Raw genomic sequence first — 14575 nt, 5'->3', positions numbered from 1 at the left:
CGCATACCTCATAGCAAAAGATGTACCCGCCCACCACCAGCCATCACCAGACCCATTAACACCACACATTAATCGTCAGTATTTGCGTCCCCGGGCGACGTGTTCACGTACGGCGGGTATCGATTCGGCGGCGAAGCGTTCGAGCACGTCCGGGTCGTCGCTGGCCAGGATGAAGATGCTGACGCCGTCCTGGAGGGCCATCTGGGCCAGTTCTTCCGGGGTCTGCTGGTCCGGGAAGATGTTGAGCAGACGGGTGATCTCGCGGGGGTCGCGGCCCGCGGCCCGTGCGGCGTCGTCGATGATCGCGTTTCCCTTGGGCAGGCTGCCGGGCTCCATGACCGGCAGCGACGGCAGCCAGCCGTCGGCCTTGCGTCCCACCAGGTCCTGCATCCTTGGCTTGTGGGCGCCGAGCCAGATCGGGATCTGGTGTGCGGGCGCGGGTCCGCGCTCGGCGCCGTGGACCTTGTAGAACTCGCCGTCGGCATTGAGGGTGCCGGGCGCGTCGGCGTCCCAGATCCCGCGGATCACGTCGATTGCCTCGCCGAGCGCCGCCATGCCCTGCAGCGGGGTCAGCCGCCGTCCGCCGGCCGCCTGCACGGCGTCCCAGTAGAAGCCGGCCCCGATCCCGAGGCTCGTCCGTCCACCGGAGAGCAGGTCGAGGCTGGCAGCCGCGCGGGCGAGCACGGCGGGGGGCTGGCGCAGCGGCAGGTTCAGCACGTTGGCGGACACGCCGATGCGCTCGGTCCGCGCTGCCACCCAGCTCAGCAGGGTCCAGGTATCGAGGAAACTCGACTGGTAGGGATGATCCTGGAAGGTGACGAAGTCGAAACCGAGCCGCTCACTGTGCTGCGCCAGCTCGACCGGACGGTGCGCCGGGGAGTTGCCGGGAGAGATGAACGTTGCGAAACGCAGAGGATGGCCGTAGTCAGGCACGGGTGTCTCCTTCAGTCTTTCGTATGTGGCCAGCCACGATGAGATGTTGTCGCCGACCTGCTTGATGACGTCTTCGCCGGTGCCGGACGCGGGCAGTCCCGGGTGGTCAGAGTCGATTGCCTGCAGGTCGGATGGCGCAGGGGCCGCCGCCATCCCGGGCAGGCGGAACCCTGCCTGCCCGGGATGGCCGCCGGGTGCCAGTGCGCGGCGTGGAACTGCAAGCGGAACTTCAGCCCAGGACGTTCACGCCGAAGCTGATGTTGAATCCTGCGCCATGGCTGGCCAGGCCCATCAGCAGCGGGCCCGCCGCCTCCAGCCAGTGCGCCGTCGCCAGGTCGCCGGCATCCAGCGGGCGCAGCCCGAGGCTCTCGATGAACGCCGACACGCTCGCCTTGGCGTCCGCGTCGTCGCCGGCGATGAGCACGTCCAGCGGGCCGCCCTGGGCCAGGACGTGGCCGAAGACGGTGTTGAACGCCTTCACGACGTGCGCGCTGGCTGGGGCGGCCTTGGCGATCTCCTGCGCGCCGGACGTGCCGTCAGGGGTGACCAGCGCGGTGGCGTCGGCGTTGAAGGTGTTCGAGATATCGATGACGACCTTGCCGGCCAGCGCGTCCCCGTACTGGGCGAGGACCTGCGCGGCGCTGGCGTAGGGCACGGCGAGGATGACGATGTCGCCGGCCGGGGCGGTGCCGAATGTCCCGGCCGTCGCGCCGCCGCCGAGGGCGGCGGCCAGGTCTTTGGCCTTGGCCTGGTCGCGGCCGATGACCTCGACGGCGTTGCCGCCCTCGACCGCGCGGGTGGCTATGGCGCGGGCCATGCCGCCCAGGCCGATGAAGCTGATGCTGCTCATGGACGGGTGCTCACTTTCTGTAGTCTGGGATGAACTTTTTGCTTTAAAGGGATCGGGGCCCGCTGCCCGGCCGGATGGCGTCAGACCTGACTGAACCCGCCGTCGACGACCAGGTTTGCGCCGGTGATGAAGCTGGCGTCCGGAGAGGCGAGGAACAGCGCGGTGGCCGCGATCTCTTCGCTGGTCCCCAGCCGTCCTAGGGGGATGGCGGAGGTGATCTGCTCCCGGAATTCCGGGGTGACGGTGCTGAAGAGCGCGGTGTCGATCGAGCCGGGACTGATGACGTTTACCCGTATGCCACGGTCCTTCAGCTCCGCAGCCCAGGTGCGCGCGAGTGAGCGAACGGCTGCCTTGCTGGCCGAATACACTCCGGCGCCGGGGATGCCCTTGGTCGCGCTGGTCGTGCCGTTCAAGATGACCGACGCGCCGTCGCTCATCAACGGCAGCAGGTACTGAACGGTGAACACGGTGCCCCGGAAGTTGACGGCCACGAGCGTGTCGAACGATTCCGGGGTGATGCTGCCCAGCGGGTCGGATACCGAGCCGATGCCGGCGCTGGCGAACAGGACGTCGACTCGTCCGTCATGCTCCCGCACGGTCTCGGCCAAGCGGGCGAGGTCGTTCAGGTTTCCTGAGTCCGCCTGCACGCCCGTTACGTTGTGGCCGATGGCGGCGACCGCCTCGTCCACTTTGTCTTTGCGTCGTCCGGTGATGAACACGTGGGCGCCTTCAGCCACGAACAGCTTGGCCGTTGCGAGCGCCATCCCAGACGTCGCTCCGGTGATCACTGCGACCTTGCCATCGAGCTTGGACATGGTGAACTGGCCTTTCTGTCGGTTGTGGTTCGTGTTTTGGTGGTTGGCGCCGCGATCCGTCCTGCCACCGGGGCGCCGCCCGCCACGGGCTGTCAGATCAGTCCGCCGACGATCTCGTCGAGGGGCTCGGGCTGGCCAGCCTCGTGATGGAGCCGGGTGCCGCCGCGGATCAGGGCACTGCAGAGGACGGCAGCGGCCCAGAAGACGCCTGCGGCCCACCAGTAGCCGACGGTGAACCCGTGCACGGTTGCGTCGACGACGGCAGTGCTGCCGTGGCGGGTCAGGTAGTGGCTGGTGGCGGTGGCGGCGAAGGTGCTGATCAAGGAGACGCCGACGGCCGAGCCGAGCTGCTGGGAGACGTTGTTGAGCGCCCCCGCCGTACCAGCGTCGCGCGGATCGACACCCTGCTGCCCGACCGCGACCGCCACGACGGCGGCCGACCCGATGCCGGTCCCGACCAGGACCAGCCCGGGCAGCACCCAGACCGCGTACGGGCTGCCCGCACCGGCCTGGGTCAGCAGTGCAGCTCCGGCACCGGAGGCAATCAGGCCGGCGGCGACGATGACCCGCATGGTCAGGTGCCGCAGCAGCACGCCCTGGGTCAGCGTGGCGACCACGGCGATCGCCGCCATCATCGGCAGGAACGCGACGCCGGTCATGATCGGCGAGTAGCCCAGCACACCCTGGAAGTAATAGGTCAGGAACAGGAACAGCGCGAACACCGCCGCGTTCGCCAGGAAGAGCGTCAGGTAGGCGGCACCACGGTTGCGGTCGGCGACCACCCCCAGCGGGATGAGCGGGTGGCGGGCGACCTTCTGGAGCACGACGAAGCCGGCCAGTAGGAGACCGCCGGCGATGAGCGGGGTCAGTGTGACCGCCGAGCCCCAGCCGTCGGTCTGGGCCTTGGCCGACCCGAAGACCAACCCGAAGACCGCCGCCGAGCCGACGACCGTGCTCGGCACGGAAAGCCTGGGCTTGTCGGGCTCGGCGGAGTTGTGCAGCAGCGTGAGGCCACCGATGATCCCGGCGACCGCGAGGACGATGTTGACGTACATGCACCAGCGCCAGTCCACGTAGTCGGTCAACAGCCCGCCCAGCAGCAGGCCGACGGCGCTGGCGCTGCCGGACACTGCACCGAAGATCCCGAACGCCTTGTTCAGCTCCTTGAGGTCGGTGAAAATCACCGTGATCAGCGACAACGCCGCCGGCGCGAGAACTGCGGCGAACCCGCCCTGGACTGCCCGGGCCGCGATCAGCGTGCCGATGTTCGGGGCCGCGCCGCCGGCAGCGGAAGCAATCGCGAACCCCAGCAGTCCCACCATGAACATGGCCTTGCGGCCGAGCACGTCGCCCAGCCGGCCTCCCAGCGGAAGCAAGCTGCCGAAGGCCAGCACGTAGGCGGTGATCACCCACTGGCGGCTGGCGTCGGAGAAGCCGAGGTCGGCCTGCGCCGAGGGCAGGGCAACGTTCACGACGGTCGCATCCAGCAGGATCATGATCTGGGCGATGACGAGGACACCCAGAGCCATCCAGCGCCGCTCGTCATGGGGATCGGGCGAAGCGGCCAGGCGCGCTCCGACGGCCTCCGGGGCCTCCGCGGCCTCCGGGGCCGCTGAGGCGCCTGCGGCCCCGGAGGGCTCCATAGCGCTCATCTGCTTCACTCCTCGTGCGGTCAGGTCAGAGCGCCAAGATGAGGCACCCCTCCGGTCGTTGCTGCCCATCTGAACGGAGGGGTGCCTCACTCTATTCCGGAGGGGTGCCTCAAGTTGGCGGAAGTTTCGGGCCTCGACATCTGGCGGCACCAAGGAGACCAAGGGAGATGAGGTGCCCCACGCCGCCTGGCCGCGAACGCTGCCCGCGACGGCGGCGACATCCAGGCCGGGTACCGCCCGGGCCCCGGCAGCCACCTGGCCTGTTCTCAGCCCTGCCACCGTGCCCAGGGCACCGAACGAACGTCATGCTCGCGGGAGGGCCCCCGGGATCGTCACGGGGGCCACGGTGCTGCCGCGCGCCGTCAGCCACGTCGCGCACGACCATGCCGACGAGCCCACCGAGGTCAACCGCGCTCCGCCGGACTCCTGAGCGGCACAGAAAGGGAGGCCGCCCTCAGTGTCGCCGGTAAACTGACGAAGTGAGCCGTAGCGACGTTGAGCAGATGCGAAGGCCCCTGCGCCGTGACGCCCGGGAGCGCCGAGACAAGCTCCTCGCCGCGGCGCAGCGCGAATTCGCCACACACGGCGTGGATGCCTCCTTGGAGAAGATCGCACGCGACGCCGGCGTTGCCATCGGCACCCTGTACCGCCACTTCCCAACCCGCCTGGACCTGCTCATGGCCGCCTTCCAGCCCCGGCTTCAGGAGTTCCTCGACGGGGCCAACAAGGCCCTGGAGATGAACGACCCGTGGGAAGGGTTCGTCTACTACCTGGAGCACCTGTTCGGCATGCAGGCGGGAGACCGGGGTTTCAACGACTTCCTCTCCCGCCGCTTCACCGACAGCGCCGAGACCGAGCGCATCCACGACGAGATGTGCCAACAGATCGTGGACATGCTCACCCGGGCCCAAGAAGCCGGCGAGGCTCGCCGCGACATCACCCTGGCCGACATCGTCAACCTCATCTGGTCCAACGGCCGGATCATCGAGGCCACCAGCGCCACGGCGCCCAACGCCTGGCGGCGTTACCTCCACCTCATGCTCGACGCCTACCGGGCTGAGCGGGCACATCCGATCCCCGAGCCGCCGATGACGTACGAGCAGCTGTACGACGCCATGGTCCATCTCAGCAAGGCGCAGTAGGGGCGGCCGGCCTGCTGTCCGGTCAGCCCGCCGCATCGCGGAGACCTGGACGCCGCTCGCCGGCCTGCCGGCCCGAGACGGCTAGTGCAGGTCGAACTGCTCGGGCTGGTGGAAGTCGACCTGGACGGTGGACAGGGTGGACTCCCGACTGGTGCCGTCGACGACCTGGACGTCGATCTTCGGTCCGTAGAATGCGGCCTCTCCTTCGACCGCCTTGTAGCTCAGCCCGCAGCGGTCCAGAACCTCGCTCAGCAGGGCGGTGGACCGCTGCCACAGCTCGGGCGCGGCGACCGTACTTGCCGCCAGAGCATGGGAGGGAGAGGCGGTAACGGGCCGGGGCGATGCCCAGCGCCTGGTGCGCCCGGCCGATTTGCTCGACGGCTCTGCGCGCCTCGTCCGCGACCTGGTCCAGGGTGCAGAAGATGTGCGCGTCGTTGAGCTGGATGGCCCGCACGCGGGTCAGGCCGCCGAGCACGCCCGACAGTTCCGAGCGGTACATGCCGCCCAGCTCGGCGATCCGCAGGGGCAGCTCCCGGTAGCTGTGGGAACGGGAACGGTAGATCACCGCATGTTGCGGGCACAGACTCGGCCGCAGGACGACCTACTCACCGCCGAGATCCATGGGAGGGAACATGTCGTCGCTGTAGTGCGACCAGTGCCCGGAGACCTCGTACAGCTCCCGCTTGCCGAGCACTGGCGAGTAGACGTGCCGGTAGCCGGCCCGCTGCTCCTCGCCGCGGATGTACTCCTCCAGGGTGTGCCGTACGGTCGCGCCGTCAGGCAGCCAGTACGGCAGCCCGGCACCGATCAACGGATCGGTGCCGAACAGGCCCAGCTCACGGCCGAGCTTGCGGTGGTCATGCATCGTGGTCTCCTCACGGGTATCGGGCGAGTGACCACAAGACGAAGCCCCGGGGCACTCGGCCCCGGGGCTTCGGACTACGACAGCTGTCAGCGCGCCGGGACACACTCCGGCGTCGTCGTCAAAGCGGCGCGCTTCATACCGGTCACGATAACAGAGACGAGGTGGCTGTCCTGTGCGGTCATTCCTCGACTGGGGGAACACCAGGCAGCGCACGGAACCTTCCGCGTCACTGGGATGACCAGCCCGATCAAGGTCGGCTGACGGATGGCGGTCCCGCTCAGGGGCGTCGAGGTCCTGCATCCACGGTCGCAGTGCGGGCCTGAGGCAGGACTAGCATGCCTTCACAGTCGCGACTCTCTGCCGGTTGCATGTGCCGGCGCCGAGGACTGTCCATTTGACGACGAAAAGAGGCAAATGTGAATTCCACATAACGCCGACGACGCATGGCTGTGCCGGTGCGACAACACTCCAGACGAAGACGGATTCATTCCCGTTGCCGGACGCCGTGAAGTCGCCCCGACCTCGGCCCGGTGGCGTGGCCACTATTGCTGTGTACGCTGCGGCCGGCTCATCCGCTGGCCGACTCGGCAGATCATCGGCCACCTCGACCTCGCTGATCTCAGGCTACGAAACCGCGCCCCGCGAGCGCGCGGGCCAGGCTGGCTGCGCCATTCCGCGTCCACCGCCTGCAACCCATGGACCGTGCCGGCCCCGGCGGGATCTGGTCTGCGCGTCAGTAGGCAAGCGGTCGACGGTTCCGGAGGTCTTGTGCTGTCGCCGGAGTCCGTCGTGCGGTAGCAGCTGTCCAGGGCGGGCGGGGGCCGGGCGCCCCACGCCCGCTCTGAAGGTGGAGGCGGGCGTGGGTGCGACCGTCAGCCGTTGGCGACGATCCGGATGGGGTCCAGGGTCGCGGTCACTCGCTGTGAGCCTGGGAGGTCGAGCATCGACTCGTCGACGCCGTAGTGCTTGGCGAACAGCGGGAGTAGTTCCTTGTCGGGGTCTGGGGTGAGTGTGACGTCGGCGCGGATTTCCAGGGTGCGGAACGGGTTGGCCGGGTCGAGGAGGAACAGGCTGGCGACGGGGTTGCGGAGGAGGTTCTTGTATTTCTGCCGGGTGGTGACCATCGATGTCCGCAGGGTCGAGTCGTCGAGGAGGTACCAGACGGCTGTCGACTGTGGCCGGCCGTCCGTGCCAATGGTGGTCAGGCCCGCGGTCAGGGGCTAGGTGAGCAGGTCCAGGGTGAGTCCGGGATCTGCGCGGGTGTCGGGGTTGTCATGGGGCGATGAACTGGAGGTCGAGCTCGATTTTGATCTTGTCGCCGAGGGCGAGTTTGCCGGCGCCGAGGGGCATGTTGAAGTCGATGCCGTAGTCGCCGCGGCGGATCTCGGTGGTCGCGGCGAACCCGGCTCTGGTCCGGCCGTCCGCGGGGTGGACGTCGACGCCGTTGAACTCGACCGCCAGGCTGACTGGCTGGGTGGTCGCGTTGATGGTCAGTTCGCCGGCGACTTGGTAGCCGTCCTCGCTTTCGGTGACGGATAGTGACCGGTAGCGCATGGTTGGGTGGTGTTCGACGTCGAAGAAGTCGGTGGAGCGTAGGTGGGCGTCTCGGTCGGGCTGGTTGGTGTTGACCGAGGCCATGTCGATCGTGGCGTCGATGGCGACGTCCGCGAGGGTCTCGCCGATGGTGAGTGTTCCGCTGAACAGGTCGAACCGGCCGCGGACGTTGGTCAGGCCGAGGTGGCGGACCTGGAAGTAGACACCGGAGTGCGCGGGGTCGATGGGCCAGACGCCGGCAGCGAGCGGTAGCCCGCTTCCCGTTTCGGGGAGTGCTGGCGCCGAGGGGTTGGACACGGATGGAGTCGTCATGGCGACCTTCCTCGAAGAACATCAGGGGTTACAAAAAGTTAGTTGCCGCTGAAAATATAGCAACGGTCGACGTGGGGTGGCCGTCAGTACCATCGGTGGATGGAGCCGGGCGAGCGGGACGCGGTGAGCTGTCATGCGCTCACGTCGGTGTTCGCGCTGCTCGGCAAGCGGTGGAGCGGTCTGATCATCGGTACGCTGTTGGCTGGGCCGGCGCGTTTCTCGGAGATCTCCAAGCTGGTGCCCGGTGTCAGCGAGCGGATGTTGTCGGGGCGGCTGAATGAACTCGTCGCGGCCGGTCTGGTGGCCCGTGAGGTGATCGAGGGCCCGCCGGTTGGTGTCCGCTACCGGCTCACGGCGCGCGGTGAGGCGCTGCGCCCGGCGCTGGCGGAGCTCGAACGCTGGGCGACCGAACACCTGATCGCCGGCGCCGCCGACGCCCCGCCCAGTAGCCGGGCAGAGCCGGTGGAACTGTAGGCACCCGCCAACGCGCCGCCTGCGGATGGTCTCGCGTAGCGCGATCAGGCGTCGGCGAGCCGCGTGTGGCTGGTGTGGTGTCAGAGGCCGAACACGCGCTCGGCCTCGTCACGGTCGGTGGTGTGTAGCTCCCAGTAGAGCGGAGTGATCTGCTCGGGTTGGGCTGTCGGGAGGCAGGGGATGACGGCCATCGGCGTTGCCGGTGTCGATGCTGTGCACCTTGATCACGATCTGCGCGCTCGAGTTCGCCGGGATCTCCTCGTCGAGGCGGACCGTGCCCGCGAACTCGGCGAACGAGCCGCGGACCTTCGTCACCATGGCGTGGCGAGCCACGAAGCCGATGCGAGTGTGGGCCGGGTCGATGACGTACTCGCCGGTGAGATCGGAAATGGCCTGGGCGGTGTCGGACATCTGCCGCTCCTCGCGGTGGGGTGGAAAGTTGATTGCTCAACCAACTTACGGCTGGTTGGGTGATGCGTCAACCATCTGCGGGACGCGGTCTTCTCGGACGGCGTGCAGTCCGCTCAGCGGTCCGCCGTCCACCTGCATCAGGCGTCCCATCTCAAGTGGGCCGAGGTCGACGGGCGCGAATCCGAAGTCCTCGACAACGGAGCGGAAGAGATCCTTCGAGGTCCCGTCGTCGCCGGCGTAGAAGAGGATCCGGCGGCCGGCGTCGGTGACGGGGTCGGCGGCGATGTAGGGGCCGTACATGTTGTCGAAGGCCTTGATGACGTGGGCGCCGGGGATCAGTGAGGCGACCAGTTCGCTGCCTCCGATCTCGAGGTGGTCGGCGACGAAGGTGGGGGTCAGGCTGGCCCACTGGTTCGTGGCGTCGATAACGATCCGGCCGTCGCGGGTGGGCAGGTTGCCTACCGCGTCGCGCACCCGTGTCCAGTGCACGGCGAGCACGACGAAGTCCGCGGCTCCCGCCTCGGCGACGGTGCCGGCCGACGCGCGGGGACCGAAGGCGTCGACGACGGCGTCGAGGGTGCCCGGACCGCGACTGTTGCTGAAGACCACGTCGTGACCGGCCTTGACCACGTGGCCGGCGATGGCGCGCGAGACCGTTCCCGCGCCGATCATTCCAAACTTCATGGGTCACTCCTGTTGAGTGGGCGCGTGGGAGCAGCCGGGATCCGGGCGTGCCCGGCGCGGGACGACCCCGCCGGATGGCGTCACGCGCCGGATGCGATGGAGATGTGGCTCTGGCTGTGCAGGCCGACGATGCTCACGATGTGTTTCCCGGAGCGCCGAGATCTTGGTTGACTCGTCGACCGTATTACCTGTTGGTTGACGAGTCAACCAACAGGTAATATCGCCGCATGCCGACGGAACCGACCTGGCTCAGCCCCCGTGAAGACCGCGCCTGGCGGGCCTTCATGCACGCGCACCACCAGCTCGCCGTCCGTCTGCGCCGGCACCTGCTGGAGGACTCCGGACTGACGGAGGCCGACTACGAAATCCTCGCTGTGCTCTCGGAGCACGCCACGGGCAGTCTGCCCGCTCGGGAACTGTGCGCCCTGCTGCAGTGGGAGAAGAGCCGCCTCTCCCACCAGACCCGGCGCATGCAGGAGCATGGGTTCATCGTCCGGGACACTAACCCAGCCGATGCCCGCAGCTCCATGATCCGCCTCCTGCCCGCTGGACGCCGCGCCATCGAGGACGCCGCGCCCCAGCACGTGCGCAACGTCCGCCGGCACTTCATCGACCTGCTCACCCCCGCCGAACTCGACATCCTCGCCGCCCTCAACGAACGGATCCTGGGTCACCTCGCCGAGGACCCGTTCCCCGAACACTCCACCCCAGACGAACCCGCGCTCTCGCCCTGAGCGGCGTGACCCTTCCGGATCACCGCCACCGCATCCTCATCAAACGATCAAGGACCGCAGTCAAGGGAGTAGGTCCGAGTTCCCGCGCGGGACTCCTCACAGCGTCAGCGTGGATCATTGCCAGTGGCGCCGGTGATGTTGATCCCGTTCGGCGGACTCGGAAGTGAGGAGTTCTACGGTTCGGTGGCTGCCTGAAGGAGGCCACTGCTCGTGCCCAAGCCGTACCCGCCGGAGTTCCGTCGTCGTGCCTTGGACCTGGTCGCGTGGGGCCGTTCAGTCCGTGACGTCGGGGCCTCGTTGGGGATCGCCGAGTCCTGCCTGTACGGCTGGCGGTCGCGGGACCTGATCGATCGTGGGCTCAAGACACCCACCAGCCGGGCGGTCGAGTCGGCGGCCCTGCGGGCCGCTCAGGCGCGGATCGCCGAGTTGGAGGACGAGGTCAAGATCTTGCGGAAGGCCGCGGCCGCGGTCGAGGCGGTGGTGCCCCCAAAAGCTCGTTCGTTCTCGTGGCCGAACTGGCCGCTGAGGGCGTGCCGGTCAAACAATCCTGTCTAGCCCTCGGGGTATCGCGCTCGGGGTTCTACGACGCTCGGGACCGGCCGCCGGCGGCGCGCACGATCCGCCAGGCCTTTCTGACCGACCAGATCGCCGCCGTGTTCGAGGCATCACGCCACACCTATGGCGCGCCGCGGGTCCGGGCGGAACTGGTGCTGGGCCAGGGGTTGGTTGTCTCACGCAAGACAGTGGCGGTACTGATGCGCCGCGCGGGCTTGTACGGCCTACCCTTGCGCCGCAAGGGCCGCCGGGTGCCAGCCGCGGTGACCGTGACCGACCTGGTCAAACGAGACTTCCACCGCGACGGCCCGAACCAGCTGTGGGTCACCGACATCACCGAACACCCGACCCGAGAAGGCAAGCTACTGCTGCGCGGTCATCGACGCCTACTCCCGCCGAGTGGTCGGCTGGGCCATCGACTCCCACCAACGCGCCGAGCTGGCTACCTCCGCGCTCGGCATGGCGATCGACGCCTGCGGCCACGCCGGTCAGATCCCCGGTGGCGTGATCCACGGTGACCACGGCACCCAGTTCACCTCCTGGATCTTCACCGACCGCGCCCGCCGCGCGGGCTTGACGCCGTCCCTCGGAACGGTTGGCGATCCCTACGACAATGCTCACTTGATTGGCCTTGTCGCTCCGAAATAGTCATCTCCTTCCCACCTGTACGAGGCGATCCTGACAACCTTGTTGTCTCCCGGCGCGGTGATCATCTGCCCGTTGCCGATGTAGATCGCGACGTGGTGGATGTTGGTGGCGGTGCCGTAGTAGACGAGGTCTCCGATCTGGAGCGGTTCTCCAGGTGGGACCACGGGGCCGGCCTCGTACTGGGTCTGCGCGGTGCGGGGCAGGTCGATCCCGGCGGCGAGGTAGGCGGCCCTGGTGAGCCCGGAGCAGTCGAAGCCGCCTTCGGCCGGGCCGTCCCCACCCCACAGGTAGGGGATGCCGAGCTGGCCTTGGGCGTAGATGACGGCGGCGTAGCCGGCGTCGGACGGGGCGGTGTCGGACCCGAAGCCGCCGCCGATCGAGCCGTACTTGCCGGCCGAAACCGAACCCTTCAGCCAGCCAGTGCGGTGACTTGGACGCTGAAATCTTCAGGGGCGCCATCTTGCGGGCCCACTGCAAAGTGGATCATTCAGTAGAGCCGTGAGGTCGCGACACCGACGGGCCTATGCCGCGCGCTTGCCCGCGACAACGCCGGCAAGAAATCATCGATTCACGAAATGGAGGATGATCAGCTCCGTCGCTAACTGACCGCGAACGTTTAGATGTCGCGTTGATTGACGGAGGTTGATTGGTGGTGACGGTCCACACTTCGCTATTCTAGGCGGCTGTCTTAGCATCGAAGCTGGCCTGGGCGGCATCGAGGTCCGATTTGTGGGCGGCCGCCCATGAGCCCAGCGCACTGACGTGCGAGCACAGCGTCCGACCAAGGTCGGTGATCGCGTAATCGACGCGGGGCGACTTGGTTCCGTGAACGGTCCGGTCGATCAGACCGTCGCGTTCGAGTGAACGCAACGTGCGGGTGAGCATGCGCCGGCTGAGTCCCTCGATGGAACGATCGAGCTCGTTGAACCCGTGACTACGTCGTACCAACAGGGCAAGGACGACGACGCTCCACTTGTCACCGACTCGACGCAGGACGGCGAGTGCCGGGCACTCGTCGCGGTCGTCGACCGTGACAGTGCCAGCGGGAGGGGACATAAATGTGCCTTCTTCACGAGCGGTGGACGGCTCCTTACCGTACAGCCACCACGTCCACGCACCGCGACCACCGCGCCTACCCCGACGAGGAGACCCCGTGATCATCGTAACCGGAGCATCCGGGCATCTCGGCCGCCAAACCATCCGCGAGCTGGTCGGGCGCGTCGAGGCGTCGCGGATCATGGCCGTGTCTCGTACACCCGGCACGCTGATCGACCTCGGGGTTGCCGCGCGGTTCGGCGATTTCGACGACCAGGACTCGCTCGTCGAGACCTTCGGCGAGGCTGAACGGGTCCTGATCGTCAGCGTCACCGGGGCCGACCGGTTCCCCAGGCACCGGCGAGCCATCGACGCCGCGGCTGAGGCCGGAGTCGGGCACATCGTGTTCACGTCCTTCAGCCGTGCCGACGAACCGGACAACCCAAGCCCCCACATCGACGAGTACCGCGCCACCGAGCGTCATCTGGTCGCCGCCGGAGTCCCCTTCACCGCGCTGCGGTTCAACCTCTGGCCGGAGACCATGAACGAGGTGGGAGTGGCCGCCCGGGCCGTCGCCAGCGGAAGGCTGCCCAGCAACGCCGAGGACCGAAGAGTCGGCTACATCACCCGAGACGACAGCGCGGCCGTGTGCGCCGCCGTCTTGGCCCAAGGCACGGACTGTGAGGACCAGGGGCAGTTTCTGGAGGTGACCGGTCCCGCCGGGGTGACCGACGCAGAGGTCGCCGCCGCCCTCGCCGAGGCCACCGGCCGACCGGTGCGACATCAGCCGGTCGCCGACGACGAGATCATCGCGGCACTGGTGGCGATCGGCCTGGCTGAACCTTTCGCCCGGGGATGGGGCGCCATGGGCATCGCCAAGCGAGCAGGCTGGTTCGACACAACCACCCGACAGTTCGAAGCGCTCACGGGCCGGACGGCGACCTCGGTCGCCGAGTTCTTCACCCGTCAGCGGACGACACTCCTCGGCGGTTGAACTCCGCGACGGCCATCTCGACGGCGGCCGATACGTGATGACTATTCCATGGTCGTTGATTGTTCGGTTTCGATTCCGCGTGCCGGCAACCCCGACGGCACGGTGAGACGGGCCAAGTTTAGAGGCCCCGCGGTGTTGCGGCACCGAGATAGACATCTGATCCCCATCGTGCGCCAACAGTGAAAGGGAAGGATTCGACGCGGACGGCGGCACCCTCATGGGGAGCGTCGACCATCATCGTTTGACCGGAATGCATTGCCAGGTAGATGCCGGCATGCGTTACGGTGTTTGGACCCGTTCCGAAAAACACGAGATCCCCAGATTGGAGAGGCGGCCCGGTCCGCAGCCTCGGGGCAGCGTCATACTGGGCCTGCGCGGTACGGGGGATCTGGATGCCCGCCGCGGCGTACGCCGCGTGCGTCAGCCCCGAGCAATCGAACCCCGGATCGCCGTTGCCACCCCATACGTAAGGCTTACCGATCTGCTCGCAGGCGAAGATCACTGCAATGAACGCGGCGCGGCTAATGAACTGGTCGGTTCCGGACTGAACCGTTGACTGAAATGTAGGGCACGCTGCTGAAGCGTTCGAGTTCGGTTGAGAGTACTGAGTGGCCTGAGTGACGACCTGCGCGATGTAGGAATCGTCATGGTTGTACGCCCATAAGGCGCCGGTCAGGTCGGTGGCGACATGGTTGTCGCACAGGTAGAACGCGGCGGCGTAGACAGCGTCCTGGGCGTTGTAGAGCGACGGCGGGTTCGCGCCGCCCGCCGGGAGCGGGTGGTGGGCGACGACCTCGGCGAACGTCGGCGCGAGGAACTGCATCGGACCGGCAGTTATCTCTAGTGCCGTAGCCGCGAAGGTTTGCCCGTTGTGTGGACGCGCCGGGTCGGGTCCCGCTGGGATCTGGCCATCCGGC

At 67.8% G+C, this 14575-nt stretch carries 16 protein-coding genes and 3 pseudogenes; 7 read left to right on the top strand and 12 right to left on the bottom strand.

Features of this window, described 5'->3' with window-relative positions:
- Positions 1–75 precede the first annotated feature (75 nt).
- The 4 genes from MXD62_RS21370 to MXD62_RS21355 form a co-directional block, all read right to left on the bottom strand.
- Positions 76–933, bottom strand: coding sequence for an LLM class flavin-dependent oxidoreductase (locus MXD62_RS21370; protein ID WP_248831268.1), 858 nt, complete (start codon positions 931–933; stop codon positions 76–78).
- Between the two features lie 229 nt (positions 934–1162).
- Positions 1163–1783, bottom strand: coding sequence for an NADPH-dependent F420 reductase (locus MXD62_RS21365; RefSeq protein WP_248831267.1), 621 nt, complete (start codon positions 1781–1783; stop codon positions 1163–1165).
- 80 nt (positions 1784–1863) lie between these two features.
- Entirely contained in the window at positions 1864–2598 is a 735-nt protein-coding gene (locus MXD62_RS21360; RefSeq protein WP_248831266.1) for an SDR family NAD(P)-dependent oxidoreductase, read from the bottom strand.
- 92 nt (positions 2599–2690) lie between these two features.
- On the bottom strand, positions 2691–4250 hold the full coding sequence (locus MXD62_RS21355) for an MFS transporter (protein WP_248831265.1): 1560 nt from the start codon (positions 4248–4250) through the stop codon (positions 2691–2693).
- A gap of 503 nt (positions 4251–4753) precedes the next feature.
- Here MXD62_RS21355 and MXD62_RS21350 point away from each other — a divergent pair.
- Positions 4754–5392, top strand: coding sequence for a TetR/AcrR family transcriptional regulator (locus MXD62_RS21350; RefSeq protein WP_248831264.1), 639 nt, complete (start codon positions 4754–4756; stop codon positions 5390–5392).
- A gap of 84 nt (positions 5393–5476) precedes the next feature.
- Here the strand turns inward: MXD62_RS21350 and MXD62_RS40795 are convergent.
- From MXD62_RS40795 to MXD62_RS21330, 3 genes and pseudogenes are all read right to left on the bottom strand, one after another.
- Positions 5477–6257 (bottom strand): annotated as a pseudogene (locus MXD62_RS40795) (aminoacyl--tRNA ligase-related protein); the annotation flags it as partial.
- A gap of 872 nt (positions 6258–7129) precedes the next feature.
- Entirely contained in the window at positions 7130–7453 is a 324-nt protein-coding gene (locus MXD62_RS21335) for a PPOX class F420-dependent oxidoreductase (RefSeq protein WP_248831270.1), read from the bottom strand.
- Positions 7454–7529: 76 nt separating this feature from the next.
- On the bottom strand, positions 7530–8123 hold the full coding sequence (locus MXD62_RS21330) for a YceI family protein (RefSeq protein ID WP_248831261.1): 594 nt from the start codon (positions 8121–8123) through the stop codon (positions 7530–7532).
- Positions 8124–8222: 99 nt separating this feature from the next.
- Between MXD62_RS21330 and MXD62_RS21325 the strand changes: the two genes are divergently transcribed.
- Positions 8223–8597, top strand: coding sequence for a helix-turn-helix domain-containing protein (locus tag MXD62_RS21325; RefSeq protein ID WP_248831260.1), 375 nt, complete (start codon positions 8223–8225; stop codon positions 8595–8597).
- Between the two features lie 189 nt (positions 8598–8786).
- Here the strand turns inward: MXD62_RS21325 and MXD62_RS21320 are convergent.
- Positions 8787–9008: pseudogene (locus MXD62_RS21320) on the bottom strand (YceI family protein); the annotation flags it as partial.
- 45 nt (positions 9009–9053) lie between these two features.
- Positions 9054–9692, bottom strand: coding sequence for an NADPH-dependent F420 reductase (locus MXD62_RS21315; protein WP_248831258.1), 639 nt, complete (start codon positions 9690–9692; stop codon positions 9054–9056).
- 227 nt (positions 9693–9919) lie between these two features.
- On the opposite strand from MXD62_RS21315, the gene MXD62_RS21310 reads away from it, so the two are divergent.
- From MXD62_RS21310 to MXD62_RS40790, 4 genes are all read left to right on the top strand, one after another.
- Positions 9920–10426, top strand: a complete 507-nt coding sequence (locus tag MXD62_RS21310; protein WP_248831257.1) for a MarR family winged helix-turn-helix transcriptional regulator — start codon at positions 9920–9922, stop codon at positions 10424–10426.
- Positions 10427–10636: 210 nt separating this feature from the next.
- Positions 10637–10981 (top strand): transposase, encoded by a 345-nt coding sequence (locus tag MXD62_RS21305; protein ID WP_248831256.1) that lies wholly within the window; start codon positions 10637–10639, stop codon positions 10979–10981.
- Complete coding sequence (locus MXD62_RS21300) at positions 10933–11499, top strand: IS3 family transposase (RefSeq protein ID WP_248831255.1); 567 nt, start codon at positions 10933–10935, stop codon at positions 11497–11499. The genes MXD62_RS21305 and MXD62_RS21300 overlap by 49 nt, the downstream gene beginning before the upstream one ends.
- Complete coding sequence (locus MXD62_RS40790) at positions 11381–11629, top strand: hypothetical protein (RefSeq protein ID WP_368862430.1); 249 nt, start codon at positions 11381–11383, stop codon at positions 11627–11629. The genes MXD62_RS21300 and MXD62_RS40790 overlap by 119 nt, the downstream gene beginning before the upstream one ends.
- On the opposite strand, the pseudogene MXD62_RS21295 reads toward MXD62_RS40790, so the two are convergent.
- Together MXD62_RS21295 and MXD62_RS21290 are read right to left on the bottom strand one after the other, a co-directional pair.
- Positions 11599–11979: pseudogene (locus MXD62_RS21295) on the bottom strand (C40 family peptidase); the annotation flags it as partial. The gene MXD62_RS40790 and the pseudogene MXD62_RS21295 overlap by 31 nt on opposite strands.
- A 325-nt stretch (positions 11980–12304) precedes the next feature.
- Positions 12305–12685 carry a helix-turn-helix domain-containing protein gene (locus tag MXD62_RS21290; RefSeq protein WP_248831254.1) on the bottom strand — a complete coding sequence of 127 codons (381 nt, stop codon included), beginning with the start codon at positions 12683–12685 and terminating at the stop codon, positions 12305–12307.
- A 97-nt stretch (positions 12686–12782) separates the two neighbouring features.
- Here MXD62_RS21290 and MXD62_RS21285 point away from each other — a divergent pair, with 97 nt between their 5' ends.
- Entirely contained in the window at positions 12783–13658 is an 876-nt protein-coding gene (locus tag MXD62_RS21285) for an NAD(P)H-binding protein (RefSeq protein ID WP_248831253.1), read from the top strand.
- 118 nt (positions 13659–13776) lie between these two features.
- Here MXD62_RS21285 and MXD62_RS21280 read toward each other — a convergent pair.
- Positions 13777–14575, bottom strand: a 799-nt coding sequence (locus MXD62_RS21280) for a C40 family peptidase (protein WP_248831252.1), incomplete at its 5' end; no start/stop codon positions are given.

It is taken from the genome of Frankia sp. Mgl5 (assembly GCF_023242985.1).
In the GTDB taxonomy this organism is placed as follows: Bacteria; Actinomycetota; Actinomycetes; order Frankiales; family Frankiaceae; genus Parafrankia; species Parafrankia soli.
This window is presented reverse-complemented; position numbering and strand designations above follow the sequence as displayed.